This window comes from Stenotrophomonas sp. GD03819, assembly GCF_029841665.1.
Taxonomy (GTDB): Bacteria; Pseudomonadota; Gammaproteobacteria; order Xanthomonadales; family Xanthomonadaceae; genus Stenotrophomonas; species Stenotrophomonas geniculata.
In genome coordinates this window covers 12,677-32,578 of record NZ_JAOCEW010000042.1, presented here as the reverse complement: position 1 = coordinate 32,578, position 19,902 = coordinate 12,677, and the positions used below count along the sequence as shown (strand labels likewise).

Here is a 19,902-nt window from a genome sequence, read left to right as displayed (position 1 = left end):
ATCGCAAGGTTGGCATGCCGGATCTTGCGCTTGGCGTTTACCGGAAAACAGAAAAGGGCGCCCGTGGGCGCCCTTTTCGTTGCCGCCGTGGGCGCTTCTCAGCGCTCCAGCAGCTTCAGCTTGTCCGGCTTGCCGTCCCATTCGCCGGCATCGGCGGGCGGGTCCTTGCGCACGGTCAGCACCGGCCACTCCTTCGCCAGCTCGGCGTTGAGGGCCACGAAACTTTCCTGGCCGGCAGGAACATCGTCCTCCGGGAAGATCGCGTTGACCGGGCATTCCGGTTCGCAGAGGGTGCAGTCGATGCACTCATCCGGGTCGATCACCAGGAAGTTGGGGCCTTCGTGGAAGCAATCCACGGGGCACACTTCCACGCAATCGGTGTGTTTGCACTTGATGCAGTTTTCGGTGACGACAAAGGGCATGGGCTGGGGGTGGATCGATTCCTGAACCCGCCAATTCTAGAACAGGTTGGCCCCCGGTGTCGGTGCGGGGCGGAAATCGGGCGTCTGGCAGGCGCGGCCGTGGCGGTCATTGGCGGCAGGGCGAGGCCTGTGCGACGCTGCGGGTCAGCCGGCTGCGTCGGATGGCCGGACCCCTTCCCAGCAGGATCGCCCATGTCCCCAGCCCAGTCCAACATCGCCTCCCATGGCGGTGAGAACACTGCATTCATCGTCCTGATCAGCTGCGTGGCCACTCTGGGTGGATTCCTGTTCGGCTTCGACAGTGGTGTCATCAATGGCACGGTCGATGGCCTGCGCCAGGCCTTCAACTCCAGCGAGGCGGCGCTCGGTTTCGAAGTCGCCTCGATGCTGCTGGGCTGCGCGATCGGTGCCTTCCTGGCCGGCTGGCTGGGAGATCGCCTGGGCCGTCGTGGCGTGCTGATCGCCTCGGCGCTGATGTTCCTGGTTTCGGCGCTGGGTGCCGGTGCCGCACACGCCTCCTGGTTGTTCATTGCCGCACGCGTGCTCGGCGGCTTCGCGGTGGGCGCGGCCAGTGTGATGTCGCCGGCCTACATTGCCGAGGTGGCTTCGGCGCGCTATCGCGGGCGTTTGGCCACGGTGCAGCAGATGGCGATCATCTGCGGCCTGTTCGCCGCCTTCCTCAGCAATTACCTGCTGGCCCGTGCCGCTGGGGCGTCGACCGAGCCGCTATGGCTGGGCCATGAGGCCTGGCGCTGGATGTTCTGGATGCAGGCGCTGCCGTCGGGGCTGTTCCTGCTGTTGTTGCTGGTGATTCCGGAAAGCCCGCGCTTTCTGGTCGTGAAAGGGCGTCAGCAGCAGGCGAGGGCGGTACTGTCGCGGCTGTACGGCGAGGCCGCTGCGGCGGCCAAGCAGGCCGAGATCGAAGCCAGCCTGGCGCAGGACCAGCACAAGCCGCGCTTTGCCGACCTGCGCGACACGGTCAGCGGCAAGCTGCGCCCGATCCTCTGGGTGGGCATCGGCCTGGCCATGTTCCAGCAGCTGGTCGGCATCAACGTGGTGTTCTACTACGGCGCGGTGCTGTGGCAGGCGGTGGGCTTCTCGGAAAGCGATGCGCTGCTGATCAACGTGCTGTCCGGCGCGCTGAGCATCGGCGCCTGTCTGCTGACGGTGCTGTTGATCGACCGCATCGGGCGCAAGCCGCTGCTGTGGATCGGTTCGGTCGGCATGTCGGTGGCGCTGGTGCTGATGGTGGTTGCCTTCGCCAGTGGCAGCCTGGCCGACGGTCGCCTGCAGTTGTCCGACGGCATGGGCCGACTGGCGCTGGTGGCAGCCAACGTCTACGTGGTGTTCTTCAACATGTCCTGGGGCCCGGTGATGTGGGTGATGCTGGGCGAGATGTTCCCCAATCAGATCCGTGGCCCGGCGCTGGCGGTGGCCGGCGCCGCGCAATGGACCTCGAACTTCGCGATCACCGTGACCTTCCCGATGCTGCTGGCCGGCATCGGCCTGGCCGGCGCCTACGGCATCTATACGGTGGCGGCCATCCTCTCGATCTTCTTCGTGGTCCGCTACGTGCGCGAGACCAAGGGCAAGGAGCTGGAGCAGATGGAAGGCTGACGGCGACTGGCTTCGGTTGCATTCCGTTGGCGCCTGCCTGTCCAGAGTGTGAGGGGGCAGGCCGCCCTCTCCAGGACACGCAAAAGCCCATCCATGGTGCTCGATGGCGCCATCCATGGCGCCAACGGTCCTGGAGAGGGCGGCCCGCGCCCTCCTGACAGTTTCATGGTGCGTGCGGATGCGGCGAAGCGCTGGTCGGTTGTTGCCGCAGCTCGCGGGAAACCGTCCAGAGTCGGTGGGGTCACCCAGGGCAGGACCGTTGGCGCCAAGGATGGCGCCATCGAGCCCCCATGGATGGGTTCACGGCGTGTCCTGCCCTGGGTGACCCCACCGGCTCAAGCCGATTGCAGGCAGGCGCCAAAGCGACCAAGCCGATCGATGCCATTGCAAACCCCGGAAAACAGAAAAGCCCGCACAAGGCGGGCTTTTTCGGTTCCTGCTGCGGCGACTGGCGCTCCCTAGGGGACTCGAACCCCTGTTTTAGCCTTGAGAGGGCCACGTCCTAACCACTAGACGAAGGGAGCGTAACTGTGTCGCTGCCGAGGCAGGAGCGCTAGTATATGCACCTCGATGCCATTGGGCAATCCCGAAACTTCAACCGGAAGCGCCAACATCATTTCCTCTGCTACATCACCGTTCAGCCTGCGCGTCATCCCGCGCGACCAGCACACGATCTCCCGCAAGGACATCAGCCCGAACGCCCTGCGCGTGCTTTATCGCCTGCGCGATGCCGGCTTCGGCGCCTACCTTGTCGGCGGCGCGGTGCGCGATCTGCTGGTCAATGGCCAACCCAAGGATTTCGACGTGGCCACCGATGCCACGCCCGAACAGGTCAAGCAGCTGTTCCGCAACTGCCGCCTGATCGGTCGTCGGTTCCGCCTCGCCCACGTCGTGTTCGGCCGCGAGATCATCGAAGTCGCCACCTTCCGTGCCAACAGCGATGACGGCAGCGGCGACCGCGAGATGGAAAACGGCATGCTCGTGCGCGACAACGTGTACGGCACCATCGAAGACGACGCCATCCGCCGCGACTTCACCTGCAACGCCCTGTACTACGCCATCGAGGACTTCTCGGTGCGTGATTACACCGGCGGCTTCGAAGACGTCCAGGCGCGCCTGATGAAACTGATCGGCGACCCCGAGCAGCGTTATCGCGAAGACCCGGTGCGCATGCTGCGTGCGGTGCGCCTGGCGGCCAAGCTCGGCTTCCAGATCGAAGAGGGCACCGCCGCGCCGATCCCGCACCTGGCTGGCCTGCTCAACGAAGCCGCACCGGCACGCTTGTTCGAGGAGGTGCTCAAGCTGTTCCTGTCCGGGCACGGCGTGGCCAGCTTCGAAGGCCTTGAGCGTTACGGCCTGCTCGACGTGCTGTTCCCGGAAAGCGCCAAGGCATTGAAGTCCAACCGCACCGGTGCGCTGCGCCGCATGCTGGTCGAGGGCCTGGCCAACACCGATGCGCGCGTGGCCAACGACGAGCCGGTCTCGCCGGCGTTCCTGTTCGCGCTGCTGCTGTGGCCGGCGTTCTGCCGCGCGCAGGCGACCCTGCTCAAGCAGGGCGTGGCACCGGAGGAGGCACAGCGCCGTGCTGCCGACCGTGTGACCGTGCAGCAGCTGAGCACCATCGCATTGCCGCGCCGCTTTTCGCTGCCGATGCAGGAAATCTGGCTGCTGCAGTCGCGCTTCAGTTCGCGCCAGCGCAAGCGCGTGTTCCGTACCCTGACCCACCCGCGCTTCCGCGCCGCGTTCGATTTCCTCAGCCTGCGCCAGGTCGCTTCGTCCGAGCATGCAGTGGATGTCGAGTTCTGGCGCGAAGCACAGGCGCAGTCCGGTCGCGAGCTGGAGTCGTCGCTGGATGCGATGCACAGTGAAGACGGCGATGACGAGAGCGGGGCACCGCGAAAGCGCCGCCGTCGGCGTCGACGTCCCGGTGCTGCTGCGGCGGGCGAGTAAGCGATGACCCTGGCCTGGATCGGCCTCGGCGCCAACCTTGGCGACGCGGCCGCGACCGTGGGCGCGGCGATTGCCGCGCTGGACGGCCTGCCAGGAACGCGCCTGCGACAGGCCTCGCGGCTCTATGCAACCCCGGCCTGGGGCAATGAAGACCAGCCGCCGTTCGTCAACGCGGTGGCCTCGGTCGAAACCACATTGCCGGCCGATGAGCTGCTGCAGGCGATGCTGGCGCTGGAGCGGGGCTTTGGCCGCGTGCGCGATCCGGCGGTGCACTGGGGGCCGCGCGCACTGGACCTGGACCTGCTGCTGTATGGCGCGCAGGTGCTCGACCATCCCGGCCTGCAGGTACCGCATCCCTACATGCACGAGCGTGCCTTCGTGCTGGTGCCGCTGGCCGAAATCGCGCCGGATCTGGCCATTCCCGGCCATGGCCGCGTGCAGGATGCAGTGATGCGGGTGGATGCCTGCGGGATCGCGCCGATAGGGTGATAATGCCCGGGTTATCTCCCCCGGTTATCAGCACATGAGCACCCACGCAGACAGCAAGCCCTGGACCGTTCCCGCCCTGGCCGAGGCCAAGCGCAATGGCCGGAAGCTGGTCATGTTGACCGCCTACGACGCCGGCTTTGCCCGTACCTTCGATGCCAATGGCGTCGACCTGATCCTGATCGGCGATTCGCTGGGCATGGTCGTGCAGGGCCATGATTCGACCCTGCCGGTGACCGTGGCCGACATGGTCTACCACACCCGCGCCGTGGCCCGCGTGCTGCAGCGTGCGCTGCTGGTGGCCGACCTGCCGTTCGGTGCCGATGCCACCCCGGAACGCGCGCTGGATGCATCGCTGCAGCTGCTGCAGGCCGGTGCCGAGATGGTCAAGATCGAAGGTGCCGGCTTCAAGGTCGACATCATCCGTTACCTGGTCGAGCGTGAGATTCCGGTCTGCGCTCACCTGGGCCTGACCCCGCAGTCGGTGCTGCGCCTGGGCGGCTTCAAGATCCAGGGCCGTGGCGATGCCGCGCGCCAGCTGGTGGAAGATGCCAGGGCCGTGGCCGCTGCCGGCGCCAGCATCATGGTGCTCGAATGCGTGCCGACCCCGGTCGCCGCCGAAGTGACCGCGGCGGTGGATGTTCCGACCATCGGCATCGGTGCCGGCCCGCAGTGCGACGGCCAGGTGCTGGTGCTGCACGATTTCCTCGGCCTGGACAGTGGCCATCGCCGTCCCAAGTTCGTCAAGGATTTCCTTGCCGAAGGCGGTTCGGTGGCCGGTGCCACCCGCGCCTATGCCGACGCCGTGCGCGACGGCAGCTTCCCCGACGAACAGCACGCCTACGCCCAATGATCCAGACCTTCAACGAGCTCGGCGCGCTGCGCGAGCAGATCGCCCAGTGGAAGCGCGAGGGCCTGCGCGTGGCGCTGGTGCCGACCATGGGCAACCTGCATGGTGGCCACCATTCGCTGGTGACCCTGGCCCGCCAGTACGCCGACAAGGTGGTGACGAGTATCTTCGTCAACCCGACCCAGTTCGGGCCGAACGAGGACTTCAGCCGTTATCCGCGCACGCCCGAGGCTGACGTGGCCGGGCTGGAGCAGGCCGGCTGCGATGCGGTGTGGCTGCCCAGCGTCGAGGCGATGTATCCGCTGGGCGTGGACAAGACCACGCAGATGCACGCGCCGGGTGTCAGTGAAGTGCTGGAAGGCGCCAGCCGCCCGGGCCACTTCGACGGCGTGTGCACGGTGGTGGCGCGCCTGTTCCTGCAGGTGCAGCCGGATGTGGCCGTGTTCGGCCGCAAGGATTACCAGCAGCTGGCCGTGATCAGGCAGATGGTGGCCGAGCTGTCGTTCCCGATCCAGATTGTCGGTGCCGAGATCGTGCGCGACGAGGATGGCCTGGCCAAGAGTTCGCGCAACCAGTACCTCAACGCCGAACAGCGACCGGTTGCGACGACCATTCACCGCACGCTGCTGGGCATGCGCGAAGGCTACGTGGCCGGGCACACGCGGGTGCAGATCGAGGCCGACGCCACGGCGGCGCTGCAGGCGGCCGGTTTCCAGGTCGACTACGCCGTGCTGCGCACGCCCGAGCTGGCCGAGCCGACCTTCGACGGCGGCGGCCGCGTGGCGCTGATCGCCGCGCGCCTGGGCACGACGCGCCTGATCGACAACCTGGAGTTCTGAGCCGCACGCGGCTTGGGGGCGCCCGCAACGGGCGCCTCTGCACTTCCCACGGACGGGAGACCGGAAATGAAAGCGCCCAGCACTGATACCGGCCGCCTCGCCCAAGCCTCGATCCTGGCGGTGCTGGCGGCAGGCATGTTGCCGGCCCAGCTGTTTGGCGGCCTGTTGTTCGCGCTCGAATTCAGGCGTACGCCGATGCCTGCGCTCACCGGTGGTGGGCTGATGTTCGTACTGGCCGTCTGCAATGCCATCGCGGTGTTGCTGCCGATGGCGCTGATCCTGCAGTCTCAGCAGCGCCTGCGCCGGGCCGGCTTCGTGCTGGTCGGCTTCGGGCTGGGCGCGCTGGCCATGGCCACCTGCGCCTGGCCGGGAGAAAACCAGGGGCCCTGGCTGCAGCGCCTGCGCTACGTCGATACCTTCGATGTGATCAGCTATGCCTTGCAGGTGCTGGCCGCGGGAGGCTTCGGGCTGGTCGCCGGGCTGGCCTTCCATACGGTGTTCCGGCTGTCTCTGGAAGGCAGTTCCGGGCACGCAGCGCCGCCGCCGCCGGGGGAGGGCACCTGAACAGCCTTCAGCGTCCTGCTGCAGCCCCCTGACGATGGTCAAGCGGGTGCTAGAATCCGCTCTTTCCTTTGCCGTTGCAGCGCCCCCATGCACCTGTCCCTGCTCAAGACCAAGATCCACCGCGCCACCGTCACCCATTCCGAGCTGAACTACGAAGGCTCGATCGCCATCGATGACAACCTGCTGGCTGCCACCGGCATCCGCGAGTTCGAACAGGTGCACATCTGGGACGTGACCAACGGTGCGCGCTTCTCGACCTATGCCATCCGCGCCGAAGCCGGCAGCGGCGTTGTCTCGCTCAACGGTGGCGCCGCGCGCCACGTGCAGGTCGGTGACATCATCATCATCGCCGCGTTCGCCAGCATGACCGAGCAGGAAGCTGACAGCTTCAAGCCGAAGCTGGTGTACGTTGATGGCAAGAACCAGATCACCCACACCAACGACACGATCCCGACCCAGGCCGCATGACAACGAACAACGGATTCGACTCGCTGCATTCCCATGCCCAGCGCCTGAAGGGCGCAAGCATCCCCAGCCTGCTCGCCGCCGAACCCGGCCGCGTGCAGGATCTGGCGCTGCGGGTCGGTCCGTTGTACGTCAACTTCGCCCGGCAGAAATACGATGCCGCGGCGCTGCAGGCATTGCTGGCTTTGGCCGCCGAGCGTGATGTCGGCGGTGCCATCACCCGCCTGTTCCGTGGCGAGCAGGTCAATCTGACCGAAGGTCGCGCCGCGCTGCACACCGCGCTGCGTGGCGATGTGGTCGATGCGCCGGTGGCAGCCGAGGCCTATGCCACCGCGCGCACGATCCGCCAGCGCATGGGCGTGCTGGTGCGCGCGCTGGAAGACAGCGGCGTCACCGACGTGGTCAGCGTCGGCATCGGCGGTTCCGATCTCGGTCCGCGCCTGGTCGCCGATGCGCTGCGCCCGGTCAGCGGTGCGCGACTGCGCGTGCATTTCGTGTCGAACGTGGACGGCGCCGCCATGCAGCGCACGCTGGCTACGCTGGATCCGGCGAAGACCGCCGGCATCCTGATCTCCAAGACCTTCGGCACGCAGGAAACCCTGCTCAACGGCCAGATCCTGCACGACTGGCTGGGGGGCAGCGAGCGCCTGTATGCAGTCAGTGCCAATCCGGAACGTGCCGCCAAGTCCTTCGCCATCGCCGCCGATCGCGTGCTGCCGATGTGGGACTGGGTGGGTGGCCGTTATTCACTGTGGTCGGCGGTCGGTTTCCCGATCGCGCTGGCGATCGGCTTCGAGCGCTTTGAACAGTTGCTGGAAGGCGCGGCGCAGATGGATGCACATGCGCTGGATGCACCGCTGGAGCGCAACCTGCCGGTGCTGCACGGCCTGACCGACATCTGGAACCGCAACCTGCTGGGCCATGCCACGCACGCGGTGATGACCTACGACCAGCGCCTGGCGCTGCTGCCGGCCTACCTGCAGCAGCTGGTGATGGAAAGCCTGGGCAAGCGCGTGCAGCGTGACGGCCAACCTGTCACCACCGACACCGTGCCGGTGTGGTGGGGCGGGGCGGGCACCGATGTGCAGCACAGCTTCTTCCAGGCGCTGCACCAGGGCACCAGCATCGTTCCGGCAGATTTCATCGGCTGCGTGCACAACGACGATCCCTACACGATCAATCATCAGGCCTTGCTGGCCAATCTGCTGGCGCAGACCGAAGCACTGGCCAATGGCCAGAGCAGCGACGACCCGCACCGTGATTACCCGGGCGGCCGCCCGAGCACGCTGATCCTGCTCGACGCGCTGACCCCGCAGGCGCTGGGCGCACTGATCGCCATGTACGAACACGCTGTGTACGTGCAGTCGGTGATCTGGAACATCAATGCCTTCGACCAGTTCGGTGTCGAGCTTGGCAAGCAGCTGGCCAGTGGCCTGTTGCCGGCGCTGCAGGGTGAGGATGTGGCGATTGCCGATCCGATGACCCGCGAGATCCTGGCGCAGCTGAAGGGCTGACCCGGCCTGCGGATGTGCCGGCGCCGGCCGGCCATCCCATGCCTCTCCGGTTGCCTTCGATCCGGTCGCGCATGAGTGTCTGCGCGGCCACTCATTCCGTCCTGTTTCCGTGCTGCACATGCCGCGAATCCGCGTGCCTGCCGCAGCGCAGCTTGACTGCGCATCGCGTGCCAATGCAGTGTGCACGGGCGGCTGTACCTGTCATCCAGTATCGCTCGCAGCATGAAGTTGATGCCAGGGACTGGCCGTATCCGAAGGGACGTGGAATCGATCCATGTCCTCAACGCCTCATGTTGTGAATGACAGGAGATTGCGAATGGATCTGAATGACGATGTTGTGTCCGGCTGGCTCAACGGCGCGGACGATGTGGATGGATGCGCCAACCCTGCGGGTTCGCTGTTCATCTATGGCGCTGGGGCCACCGAGTCCGCGCTCACGTCGGCCTCCGACACCCTGATCACGGGTGGCGGTACCGAATGCACCACCACGATGTCGGTGGTCAATCACTGCCTGTGCTGTTGATGTAGCCCGAGCCGGCACGCAGCGGCTTGCGCTGCGTGCCGGCGACTGGAACAGACTCTGGACACTTTGCAGGGGGCGTAATGACCGCTTCTCCGGCTGCGGCCGCGTTTGCGCGCATCACCGAACATTTCCTTGCCGAGGCGCGCGCCGCGTTGGCGACTGGCCTGCATGACCCCGCCATCGATCTGCGGCCGGACGAGCGCGCGCTCCTGCATGAGCAGGGCGATGCGGCGCTGCGTGAACATGCCCAGCTCAAGCTCAACCGCGTGCTGTTGCTGGAACTGCATGCGGCCGCGCGCGGTGGTGACATCGGCCCGCTTGAGGGCGCCGGTGCGCTGGACGAATTCGTGGCCCTAGCCACCAGCGAGGGCTTCCATGAGCATCTGCAGCGACGCTACCCGGTGCTGCTGCCGCGGCTGTCGCGCATGCTCGAAGGACAATGTGCGGCCGTGGTGGAGCTGGCCGCGCGCATCGGCCGTGATCGTGCGCTGCTGACGGACCTGCTCGGCAGTCCGGCAGGATCGCTGCGTGCGGTGTCGCTGGGGCGCGGTGACCTGCACGGTGGCGGACGGACCGTGGCGCGGTTGCAGTTCGACGGCGGTACGCTGATGTACAAGCCGCGCTCGCTGCGTATCGATGCCACGCTTGATGGCCTGCTTGCCGCCGTCTTCGGCGAGGGCCCTGGCCGGGTACGCGTGCCGCACGTGGTGGATCGTGGCAGCCACGGCTGGGCCGCATTTGCCGCGCACCGCTATTGTTCCGGTGACGAGGAGCTGCGGGCCTATTACCGCGGTCTCGGCCACTGGCTGGCCATCCTGCGCCTGGTGGGCGGGACCGACATCCACCTGGAGAACCTGATCGCGGTCGGGCCGGTGCCGGTGGTGGTCGACGCCGAAAGCGTGTTCTCGCAGGTCATCGACGTCGAACCCTCCGGTCTGGGCGATGCCTACGACACAGCCGTCAAGCTGATGCGCAATTCGGTGCTGCGGACCGGTATCGTGCCGTTCCGCACCACCGGCCTCGGCATGGAAGGCGTGGACCTGTCCGCCGCCGGCGCACTGCCGGGCGAGCAGCCGCGCGTGCAGGTGCCGGTGATCATCGAAGACGGGACGGCGCCGGCGCGGCTGGGCCTGGTCGAGGCAGAGGTCGCCATCGCACAGAACCATCCAAGCCCGCAGCCGGATGTTTCGTTGTACTGGGACCACATCAGCGAGGGCTTCATCGACGCCAGTGGACGCCTGCGCGCGCTCGATGCCAAGGGCGAACTGATGCCACTCCTGGCGGCTTTCGAAGGCTGCCAGGTGCGCGACGTGCGGCGGCCGACAATGGCCTACGCAGAGCTCGGACGGATGCTCTGGCATCCAGCCTCGCTGCACAACGAAGCCCAGGCGGTTGAACGCGCGATCGATCTGCTGGTGCGCAATGCAGCGGTGTCACCGGCTGCGCCATCGGACCTGGACACCGTCCGTAGCGAAGTGGATGACCTGCGCCACGGTGACATTCCGATCTTCACTTCGCAGCTGGACGCAGCGCGCATCCGCTCCATCGCCGACAACTGGCGTGCGATGCGCATCGACCTGGAAGACGTGACCATCCGCAGCACGCTGGTGGCCACCGACCTGAACCAGCATGCGCTGGCCCGCGCCGAGGCTCGATCCGGCTACAGCTATGCCGCACAGCATCCGCGTGCGGACGACCTGGACGCGCGCCGTCGTGCGCTGGCCGCGCGCGCGGTGGAGAGCCTGCTGCGGCTGGCGGTGCATGGTGAGGACGGTTCGATGACCTGGATCACCCCCGAGGTGACCCGTACCGGATGGACCGTCCAGCCGGTGCAGCCCGACCTGTATTTCGGGCTGGGAGGTATTGCATTCGCATTGGCGGCTTACCACCGGGAAGTGGAGCAGGGGCGTGCCGACCCGGTAGCGGGGCTGGGCCCGGCCATCGATGGCGCCCTTGCGGTATTCCAGACCATGTGTGAGCAGCACCCCGCCGAGATCGATGGTGGATTCGTCGGAACCGGTTCACAGATATGGACATTGCTGGCATTGCACGACCTGTTGCAGCGACCGGCGTTGCTGGTGCTGGCGGAACGTTGTGCGGAAGCCGCAGAGCGTCGCGGCTTCCAGGAGGCGACAAAGTTCGAACTGATCGATGGCGTGTCCGGCATGATCCTGCCGTTGCTGTCGCTGGCCGCGGCTACCGGGAACGCACGCTGGCTGGAGCTGGCCGCCGCAGCGGGGCGTCGCATGCAGGAAGCGGCGATCGTCGATGCCGACGGCGCACGCTGGCCGACGCCACAGTTCCGAGAGCCGATCGGTGGCTTCGGCCACGGTGCGATGGGCATGGGCTGGGCGCTGGCACGGCTGGCGCGTTCGGATGCCGGCAGCGTGCCTGAGCGAGCGGCCTGGCGGCAGTTGGCTGAAGGAGCGTTTGCGTTCCAGGCGGCGCTGTTCGAACCGCATACCGGGCACTGGCGTGACATCCACCTGCAGGATGGGCAGAAGAACTTCCCGACCTGGTGCCATGGCAGCGTTGGTATCGGTCTGGCGGCGGCGGATCTGTATGCCCGCACCGGCGATCCCGCGCAGTTGCGTGACATGCGGCGGGCTGTGGCCGACGCGCGCGGCAAATGGGGGTTCAGCCACACCCTGTGCCACGGCGATGTGTCCACCCGGGAGCTGCTGGTGCTGGCGGCTGCGCTGGATCCGGAGGGATGTCCCTATCCGCAGGATGAGGCGGCCATCGAGATCGTTTCTTCAATCGAGGAGCACCAGGGCATGGTCGGCGGACTGACCCGCGCGGCCTTCACTCCGGGCCTGATGATCGGCCTGGCAGGTGCGATCTATGGTTTCCTGCGCATGCATCCGGCCTGCGCGCTGCCGTCGCCGTTGCTGCAGGAGACGACAGTGGCCCGGGTCGATGCACCGGCATCGCGTTCCAGTACCGCGCAGGACCGAGCGGTGCTGGCCGAGGTCTGAGCCGGGCGGGGCCGGCCGCGATCAACGGCTGGGATCGCGTTCCGGGCTCGGTCGCTTGGCCAGCTTGCGCTGCAGCGAACGCCGGTGCATGCCGAGCAGGCGCGCGGCCGCCGATACGTTGCCGCCGGTCTCATGCATCGCCTGCTGGATGTGCTCCCACTGCAGGCGGCTGATCGGCGTCATCGCGTCCGGCACTTCCATTTCGCCATCGTCGGCCGGGCCGTCATCTTCCTCACCGAGGGCGCGCAGGATCATCGGCACCGTGGCCGGCTTCGGCAGATAGTCATCGGCCCCGAGCTTGATCGCTTCGACCGCCGTGGCGATGCTGGCGTAGCCGGTCACCAGCAGGATCCGCATGTCCGCGCGCAGGGCGCGCAACGGCTGGATCAGCGCCAGGCCGGAGTCGCTGCCCAGCTTCAGGTCGATCAACGCGAAGGCGGGCGGATGCTGGCGGGCCAACGCCAGTGCGCTGGCGGCATCCTGCGCGGTCTGCGTTTCCAGCCCCTTGCGGGCCAGGCTGCGCTGCAGCGTGCGCAGGTACAGTTCGTCGTCGTCGACCAGCAGGCCGAGGGTTGAGGCGCTCATGGGGTTTCCTCGCGTAGGGCCAGCGGCAGGCGGAAGCCGACGCGGCTGCCGGCCCCTTGGGCCGGGCGCATCCACATCTCGCCGTCGAGGCGTTCGATGGTGGCATGGGACAGGGCCAGGCCGACCCCCATGCCTTCACTCTTGCTGCTGCCGAACAGCTTGCCCGGCAGCACCGCGGCGCGCGCGTTGAAGCCGTGGCCGTAGTCGCGCACCTCGCCGATCAGATCGTTGCCTTCGATGCGCAGGTCCAGGTCCACGCGCGGCCGGCCGGCCTGTTCGCCGGCATCGGCGGCATTGTTGAGCAGGACCATCAGCAGATGGCCCACGCCGGGATCCAGCGGCAGCCGCAGCGGTGCATCGTCGTTGCGGTGCAGATCGATGGTCGGACGCACCAGTCGCCACTGTTCCAGCACCTGCTGGGCCGTGGATACCGCCCGGCCCGGGCCGTCCGCCGAGGCCGGTGCGGCCAGCGCCAGCACACGCTCGCGGCACTGCACCAGCAGCTCGCGCAGGGTTTCCATGTCCTCGCGCACTTCCGGCTCTTCACTGCGCTCGGCCACGTCGTCGGCGAGCAGGGTCATGGTGGCCAGCGGTGTATTCAGTTCGTGCGCCACCGACGCGGCATGGGTCGCCAGGGCAACGATGCCCTCGTTGCGGGCGAAGCGTTCGCGCAGCGCCGACAGTTCCAGTTCGCGCTGGCGCAGCGCCAGTGCCAGGCGGGTGGAGAAGGCCAGCACCACTGCGGCGGAAATCAGGAAATTGGCGACCACGCCCCAGCGGTTGAGGTCCTGCGCACGGAAATAGCCATCCGGCAGCGATTGGCCGAAGATGCCGCTGGCGGCGTAGCCGAGCAGGCAGGCCAGCGCGACCGCCAGCGCCCAGCGCAGGGGCAGGGCGAAGGCGGCCAGTGCGATCAGGATCAGGAACAGTGAACTGAACGGGTTGGCCATGCCACCGCTCCAGCCCACCATCCAGGTCAGGATGATTACGTCCACCAGGATGTGGCCGAATGCGGTCAGCGGCGCGGTGTCGGCCGCTTCCGGGCGCAGCTGGGTATAGACGTTGAACAGGGTCAGCACGGCCACGCCGGCCCACAGCGGCAGCTGCGGCAACGGCAGGCCCAGCACCCAGGTGGCGACCAGGATGGTGGCCGCCTGGCCACCTACGGCAAGCCAGCGCAGGCTGCATAGGGTTCGGAGAAACGGGGCGTCGGGACCGGTCATTCACGCTCATCCTATGCGTTCACGCGTGACCGTGCCTGCGACAATCGGCCGCAGCCGTGCCGCCGGCTGAATGCGAGTCACCCGGAATGCGGGAGCGGGCGGTAGAATGCGCCCATGCACGACGCCGTCACCCGCCCGACTCCCCCCTCCGATGCCACCTCCTGGCCCCGCCGCCAGACCCATGCCGTGCAGATCGGCGGGGTCACCGTAGGTGGAGGCAAGCCGGTGGTGGTGCAGTCGATGACCAACACCGACACGTCCGACGTGGCCTCCAGCGTGAAGCAGGTGGCCGAGCTGTGGCGTGCCGGTTCGGAAATGGTGCGTTTGACCGTCAACACCGTTGAAGCCGCTGCGGCGATCCCGCGCATCGTCGACAAGCTGGCGATGATGGGCATCGACGTGCCGCTGATCGGTGACTTCCATTACAACGGCCACCAGTTGCTGACCGCCGAACCGGCGTGTGCCGAAGCGCTGGCCAAGTACCGCATCAACCCGGGCAACGTCGGCTTCGGCAAGAAAAAGGACCTGCAGTTCGCCCAGCTGATCGAGTTCGCGATCCGCTACAACAAGCCGGTGCGCATCGGCGCCAACTGGGGCTCGCTGGACCAGGCCCTGGCGGCGAAGCTGATGGACGAGAACAACCTGCGCGAACAGCCCTGGGACGCCGGTCGCGTGCTGCGCGAGGCGCTGATCCGCTCGGCGCTGGATTCGGCCGAGCAGGCAGTGGAACTTGGCCTGCCGCGCGACCGCATCGTGCTGTCGGCCAAGGTCAGCGGCGTGCAGGAACTGATCGCGGTGTATCGCGACCTGGCCCAGCGCTCGGACTTCGCCCTGCACCTGGGCCTGACCGAGGCCGGCATCGGCAGCAAGGGCATCGTCGCCTCGTCCGCGGCGCTGAGCGTGCTGCTGCAGGAAGGCATCGGAGACACCATCCGCATCTCGCTGACCCCGGAACCGGGCCAGTCGCGCACGCAGGAAGTGATCGTCGCCCAGGAACTGCTGCAGACCACCGGCCAGCGTGCCTTCACGCCGCTGGTCACGGCCTGCCCGGGCTGCGGCCGCACCACCTCCGAGTTCTTCCAGGAGCTGGCCAAGGTGGTGCAGAACCACGTGCGCGAGAAGATGCCGCTGTGGAAGATCCACCACCCGGGGGCGGAGAACATGACCCTGGCGGTGATGGGCTGCATCGTCAACGGGCCGGGTGAGTCGCGCCATGCCAACATCGGCATCTCGCTGCCGGGCACGGGTGAAACGCCTGCAGCGCCGGTGTTCGTCGATGGCGAGAAGAAGGTGACCCTGCGTGGCGACAACATCGCCCAGGAGTTCGTCGCCCTGATCGACGATTACGTCGAACACAAGTATGTCCGAAGCGCCGGATAAGCCTGCGATCCTCGCTGCACCGGAGTCCGCCTCCGGCTTCCGCCACTGGATGGCGCGCAACGCCTGGCGCCTGGTCCTGCTGTTCGGCGGTGTGTTGCTGCCGCTGGCCGGCTTCGTCGCCCTGGCTGACGAGGTGCACGAGTTTGAATCGTTCCATTTCGACGCGCCGCTGCTGTGGCAGATGCATGGCCTGCATTCGCCGCTGCTGGACCGCTTCTTCGTGCTCATCTCCAAACTGGGCTACGAATGGTTCCTGATCCCGGCCGACGTGCTGATCATCGGCGCGCTCCTGGGCTACCGGCGTTGGCGCGAGGCCACCTTCGTGGCGGTCAGCTTCGTCGGCTCGGCGCTGCTGAACATGGGCAGCAAGCACTTCTTCCAGCGCCAGCGCCCCAGCCTGTGGGAATCGATCGCGCCGGAATCGACGTTCAGCTTCCCCAGCGGCCACGCGATGGGCTCGATGACCCTGGCGGTGACCCTGGTACTGCTGGCCTGGAACACCCGCTGGCGCTGGCCGGTGCTGCTGCTGGCGCCGGCATTCAGCCTGCTGGTCAGCGTGTCCCGGGTCTATCTGGGAGTGCATTACCCCTCCGATATCCTGGCCGGATGGTGTGCCGCGCTGGTTTGGGTGGTAGGGTGCTATCTGGTCATGTTCAGTCGCCGGCACCCTTGGCGACGTCACGGCCCGCCGCCAGCGAAGGCCAGCGAAGCATCATCACAGGGGGATTGACGTGGATGGCCCTTGAGGGACGTCTACGTGATAGATCAGTTGTTTCGTTGCAGCAGGTTCTGCAAGACAGGGGGCAAGCACAACGCGCGGTACTGTGATGCGCAGGGCAGATTGCCGGGGTCGCATTCCGAACGCGCTTGCAGGGGTATCGGCACCCCACCTAGCTTGACCTGCAATGGCCGCATTCGAAGAGGTACGTGAATGACGATTCGAGTCTACCTGGTGGATGACCACGCACTGGTCCGCACCGGTATGAAGATGATTCTGTCGGGGGAAACCGACATCGAGGTGGTGGGCGAAGCCGAGACCGGCGAGGACGCGCTGCGCGAGGTCCGCCAGCTGCTGCCGGACGTAGTGCTGTGCGACCTGCATCTGCCGGGTGTGAGCGGCATGGAAGTGACTGAGCGCATCGTGCGCAGCCACCGCAATACCCGCGTGGTGATCGTGTCGGTGCTGGAAGATGGCCCGCTGCCGAAGCGGCTGCTCGAAGCTGGTGCTGCCGGCTACATCGGCAAGGGCTGCGATGCGCAGGAACTGCTGCGCGCGGTGCGCGACGTGGCCGGTGGCCGTCGCTACCTGGGTACCAGCATCGCGCAGAACCTGGCGCTATCGACGGTGGAAGGCAACGGTTCGCCGTTCGACAGCCTGTCGCCGCGCGAGCTGGAAGTGGCGTTGCTGCTGACCCAGGGCCTGCGCCAGGAAGACATCGCCCGCCGTCTGAGCCTGAGCGCGAAGACGGTGAACACGCATAAGGCGCGGTTGTTCGAGAAGATGGGGATCCACGACAACATCGCGTTGGCGCGGATGGCCAGCCAATACGGGCGGGTGGATCCGGCACGGCCGCTGTAAGGGATTCGGCCTTCTGTAGAGCCGAGCCCATGCTCGGCTGCGCTTCATTCCGCTGGAGTGGAGCCGAGCGTGGGCTCGGCTCTACAGCTGCGTTCGGCTCAGTGGCCGCGAACGCGCTGGATGATCTTCGCGGCGTCAGCGGCGCTGGCGCGCACCTTGTCCCATTCGCCGCCGGCGATCCAGTTGCCCGGCACCATCCACGAACCACCAATGCAGACCACGTTCTTCTGTTCGAGGTACTCGGCGGCGGTGTTTTCGGTGATGCCGCCGGTCGGGCACAGCTTCAGGTCGGCGACCGGGCCGGCCAGGCCCTTGATCATCGCCAGGCCACCCACGGCCGTGGCCGGGAACAGCTTGCACACGCGGAAGCCGCGCGCATAGAGCGACAGAAGCTCGGTCGGCGTGGCCGCACCCGGCACCACCGGTAGCGGCGCAGCGGCCAATGCATCGGCCAGCGCCGGCGGCGTACCAGGCGTCACCAGGAAGTCCGCGCCCGCATCGATCGACTGCTGCATCTGCTCCACGGTCAGCACCGTGCCCGCGCCCACCACCACATCCGGCAGCTCGCGCTTGAGCATCGCCAGCGCTTCCATCGCCACCGGTGTCCGCAGCGTCAGCTCGATGGCCGGCAGGCCACCTTCCAGCAGCGCCGCACTGACCGCCCGCGCCTGGTCCAGCGTATGAATCGTCACCACCGGCAGGATGCCCGCCGCATGCAACAGCTCCGCCGCCTTCACCTGATGTTGTTCGATACCCATGCTTTTGCCCTTGCCTTTGCTCTTCTTGATTCAGTGGCCGCAGCGCAGATGACGCGCCGGGAATTGTCCAAGGGCAGTAGAGCGCCCTGGCCGGGACCGTGAGCGGCATGGATGCCGCGATCGAGCCCCCATGGATGGGTTTACGGCGTGTCCCGGCCAGGGCGCTCTACTGCCCAGGCCGGGAAGCCTGCCGCGGCTTTTCGCTTCAGGCGTCCTTCGCCTCATGCGGTGCCGCCGCCGCCGCGGCATCATGCCCCAGCTCGTACTCCGCGTCGTAATCCCACGGCCCACCATCGGCCGCCGCCGGCCCACACGAAATCGAAATCGCCCCCTGGTCGGCCGGCCCCACCATGCGACGGTTGATCGCAAACAGATTGCGGCCCAGGTCATGCGCGGCCGGCGCGGTGTTCGGCGCCAGCGGACGTGCTGCCCATTCCGCCGCATCCACCAGCACTTCCAGCGTGCCGGCCTCGCCATCCAGGCGGATCATGTCGCCTTCGCGCACTTTGGCCAGCGGGCCACCGCGCGCCGCTTCCGGCGTCACGTGGATCGCCGCCGGAATCTTGCCCGAGGCGCCGGACAGGCGGCCGTCGGTGACCAGTGCCACACGCCGGCCCTGGTTCTGCAGCAGGCCCAGCAGCGGCGCCAGCGAATGCAGTTCGGGCATGCCGTTCGCACGCGGGCCCTGGTATCGCACCACCGCCACAAAATCCTGCGGCAGCAGGCCACCGGCGTGCAGCTTGTTCAAAACCTGTGGTGCATCCACCACCACCGCCGGTGCTTCGATCGTGCGGTACTGCGGCTTCACCGCCGACAGCTTGATCAGCGACTTGCCCAGGTTGCCGCGCAGCAGGCGCAGGCCGCCCTGGTGTTCGAACGGGTTGTCGACACCGCGCACTACATCGTCATCGGCGCTGCGTTCCAGGCCCGGCAGATAGACCAGCTGGCCGTCGCGCAGCTGCGGCTCGCGCGCATAGTCGGCCATGCCGCCACGCGCGACGCTCACGAGGTCGCCGTGCATCAGGCCCGCCTTGATCAGCTCGCCGAACACGAACGCCGGGCCGCCGGCCGCAGCGAAGCGGTTCACGTCGGCGTCGCCGTTCGGATAGACGCGGGCCAGCAGCGGGATCAGCTGCGACAGCTCGTCGAAGTCGTCCCAGGTCAGCACGATGCCGGCGGCGCGTGCCACGGCGATCCAATGGATGGTGTGATTGGTCGACCCACCGGTTGCCATCAGCGCGATGACCGCGTTGATGATCGCGCGCTCGTCGATGATCCGGCCCAGCGGACGGAAGTCATCGCCCAGCGCGGTGATGTCCAGCGCACGTTCGGTGGCTTCGCGGGTCAGTGCATCACGCAGCGGCGTGCCCGGGTTGACGAACGACGCACCCGGCAGCTGCACGCCCATCGCTTCCAGCAGCACCTGGTTGGAATTGGCGGTGCCGTAGAAGGTGCAGGTGCCAGCGCCGTGGTACGACGCGGACTCGGCTTCCAGAAGCTCTTCGCGGGTAGCTTCGCCGGCGGCGTAGCGTTCGCGCACTTCGGCCTTCTGCTTGTTCGGAATGCCCGGGGTCATCGGGCCGGCCGGCACGAACACCGCCGGCAGGTGGCCGAAGGCCAGTGCACCGATCAGCAGGCCCGGCACGATCTTGTCGCACACACCGAGGTAGACGGTGGTGTCGAACATGTCGTGGCTGAGCCCGATGGCGGTCGCCTGTGCGATCACATCGCGCGAGAACAGCGACAGTTCCATGCCGCCTCGGCCCTGGGTGACGCCGTCGCACATCGCCGGCACGCCGCCGGCCACCTGTGCGGTGGCGCCCAGCTCGCGGGCGATCTCGCGGATCTGCTCGGGATAGGTCTCGAACGGCTGGTGCGCCGACAGCATGTCGTTGTAGGCGGTGATGATGCCCAGGTTCGGCGTCACGCCACCGCGCAGGCGGCTCTTGTCGGTGCCGCCACAGGCGGCGAATCCGTGGGCGAGGTTGCCGCAGCTCAGGCGGCTGCGGAACGGGCCATCACGCAGGGAGGCATCGATCGCGGCCAGATAGGCGGCACGCGAGGCGGCGCTGCGGCGGATGACACGCTCAGTGATGGCTTGCAGTTGCGGATGGAGGCTCATTGGCTACCGGCGTTCGTGGTGGCGAGAGGCAAGCGGCGGCGCGGCGC

General features: G+C 67.3%; 18 protein-coding genes and 1 tRNA gene. 13 read left to right on the top strand and 6 right to left on the bottom strand.

The window, feature by feature from the left end:
• Positions 1-98 precede the first annotated feature (98 nt).
• A complete protein-coding gene (gene fdxA / locus N5D45_RS19675) occupies positions 99-422 on the bottom strand; it encodes a ferredoxin FdxA (RefSeq protein ID WP_004153066.1) in 324 nt (107 codons plus the stop codon).
• A 192-nt stretch (positions 423-614) separates the two neighbouring features.
• Here fdxA and N5D45_RS19670 point away from each other — a divergent pair, with 192 nt between their 5' ends.
• Positions 615-2,039, top strand: coding sequence for a sugar porter family MFS transporter (locus tag N5D45_RS19670; RefSeq protein ID WP_279939491.1), 1,425 nt, complete (start codon positions 615-617; stop codon positions 2,037-2,039).
• A gap of 449 nt (positions 2,040-2,488) precedes the next feature.
• On the opposite strand, the gene N5D45_RS19665 is transcribed toward N5D45_RS19670, so the two are convergent.
• Positions 2,489-2,563, bottom strand: a tRNA-Glu gene (locus N5D45_RS19665).
• A 52-nt stretch (positions 2,564-2,615) separates the two neighbouring features.
• Here N5D45_RS19665 and pcnB point away from each other — a divergent pair.
• The 9 genes from pcnB to N5D45_RS19620 all read left to right on the top strand — a co-directional run bounded on the left by pcnB (position 2,616) and on the right by N5D45_RS19620 (position 12,208).
• Positions 2,616-3,989 (top strand): polynucleotide adenylyltransferase PcnB, encoded by a 1,374-nt coding sequence (gene pcnB, locus N5D45_RS19660; RefSeq protein ID WP_029550838.1) that lies wholly within the window; start codon positions 2,616-2,618, stop codon positions 3,987-3,989.
• A gap of 3 nt (positions 3,990-3,992) precedes the next feature.
• Positions 3,993-4,478 (top strand): 2-amino-4-hydroxy-6-hydroxymethyldihydropteridine diphosphokinase, encoded by a 486-nt coding sequence (folK, locus tag N5D45_RS19655; RefSeq protein WP_019338321.1) that lies wholly within the window; start codon positions 3,993-3,995, stop codon positions 4,476-4,478.
• Positions 4,479-4,512: 34 nt separating this feature from the next.
• Positions 4,513-5,328, top strand: coding sequence for a 3-methyl-2-oxobutanoate hydroxymethyltransferase (gene panB, locus N5D45_RS19650; RefSeq protein ID WP_134958494.1), 816 nt, complete (start codon positions 4,513-4,515; stop codon positions 5,326-5,328).
• Positions 5,325-6,164: a pantoate--beta-alanine ligase gene (panC, locus tag N5D45_RS19645; RefSeq protein ID WP_043402539.1), complete on the top strand. Its 840-nt coding sequence runs from the start codon at positions 5,325-5,327 to the stop codon at positions 6,162-6,164. Before panB ends, panC begins: the two co-directional genes overlap by 4 nt.
• A 66-nt stretch (positions 6,165-6,230) precedes the next feature.
• Positions 6,231-6,728 (top strand): hypothetical protein, encoded by a 498-nt coding sequence (locus N5D45_RS19640; protein ID WP_049453343.1) that lies wholly within the window; start codon positions 6,231-6,233, stop codon positions 6,726-6,728.
• Positions 6,729-6,815: 87 nt separating this feature from the next.
• Positions 6,816-7,196, top strand: a complete 381-nt coding sequence (panD, locus tag N5D45_RS19635; RefSeq protein ID WP_005409061.1) for an aspartate 1-decarboxylase — start codon at positions 6,816-6,818, stop codon at positions 7,194-7,196.
• Positions 7,193-8,707 carry a glucose-6-phosphate isomerase gene (pgi, locus tag N5D45_RS19630; RefSeq protein WP_164192148.1) on the top strand — a complete coding sequence of 505 codons (1,515 nt, stop codon included), beginning with the start codon at positions 7,193-7,195 and terminating at the stop codon, positions 8,705-8,707. The genes panD and pgi overlap by 4 nt, the downstream gene beginning before the upstream one ends.
• Before the next feature lie 316 nt (positions 8,708-9,023).
• Complete coding sequence (locus N5D45_RS19625; protein ID WP_049483047.1) at positions 9,024-9,230, top strand: DUF6229 family protein; 207 nt, start codon at positions 9,024-9,026, stop codon at positions 9,228-9,230.
• An 80-nt stretch (positions 9,231-9,310) separates the two neighbouring features.
• Entirely contained in the window at positions 9,311-12,208 is a 2,898-nt protein-coding gene (locus N5D45_RS19620) for a type 2 lanthipeptide synthetase LanM family protein (RefSeq protein WP_164192146.1), read from the top strand.
• Between the two features lie 21 nt (positions 12,209-12,229).
• Here N5D45_RS19620 and N5D45_RS19615 read toward each other — a convergent pair whose 3' ends face one another.
• Complete coding sequence (locus N5D45_RS19615; RefSeq protein WP_005409063.1) at positions 12,230-12,793, bottom strand: response regulator transcription factor; 564 nt, start codon at positions 12,791-12,793, stop codon at positions 12,230-12,232.
• Entirely contained in the window at positions 12,790-14,016 is a 1,227-nt protein-coding gene (locus N5D45_RS19610; protein ID WP_049453348.1) for an ATP-binding protein, read from the bottom strand. Before N5D45_RS19610 ends, N5D45_RS19615 begins: the two co-directional genes overlap by 4 nt.
• A gap of 114 nt (positions 14,017-14,130) precedes the next feature.
• Between N5D45_RS19610 and ispG the strand changes: the two genes are divergently transcribed.
• The 3 genes from ispG (at position 14,131) to N5D45_RS19595 (ending at position 16,975) form a co-directional block, all read left to right on the top strand.
• A complete protein-coding gene (gene ispG / locus N5D45_RS19605) occupies positions 14,131-15,396 on the top strand; it encodes a flavodoxin-dependent (E)-4-hydroxy-3-methylbut-2-enyl-diphosphate synthase (RefSeq protein WP_014036794.1) in 1,266 nt (421 codons plus the stop codon).
• The gene (locus N5D45_RS19600; protein ID WP_010484323.1) at positions 15,377-16,126 is read left to right on the top strand and encodes a phosphatase PAP2 family protein; all 750 of its coding nucleotides are present in this window, start codon (positions 15,377-15,379) and stop codon (positions 16,124-16,126) included. Before ispG ends, N5D45_RS19600 begins: the two co-directional genes overlap by 20 nt.
• 201 nt (positions 16,127-16,327) lie before the next feature.
• Positions 16,328-16,975: a response regulator gene (locus N5D45_RS19595; protein ID WP_279939490.1), complete on the top strand. Its 648-nt coding sequence runs from the start codon at positions 16,328-16,330 to the stop codon at positions 16,973-16,975.
• Between the two features lie 98 nt (positions 16,976-17,073).
• Here N5D45_RS19595 and eda read toward each other — a convergent pair whose 3' ends face one another.
• Both eda and edd read right to left on the bottom strand, forming a co-directional pair.
• Positions 17,074-17,733 (bottom strand): bifunctional 4-hydroxy-2-oxoglutarate aldolase/2-dehydro-3-deoxy-phosphogluconate aldolase, encoded by a 660-nt coding sequence (eda, locus tag N5D45_RS19590; RefSeq protein ID WP_053442823.1) that lies wholly within the window; start codon positions 17,731-17,733, stop codon positions 17,074-17,076.
• Between the two features lie 205 nt (positions 17,734-17,938).
• Positions 17,939-19,855: a phosphogluconate dehydratase gene (gene edd / locus N5D45_RS19585; RefSeq protein ID WP_164192144.1), complete on the bottom strand. Its 1,917-nt coding sequence runs from the start codon at positions 19,853-19,855 to the stop codon at positions 17,939-17,941.
• Positions 19,856-19,902: the final 47 nt, after the last annotated feature.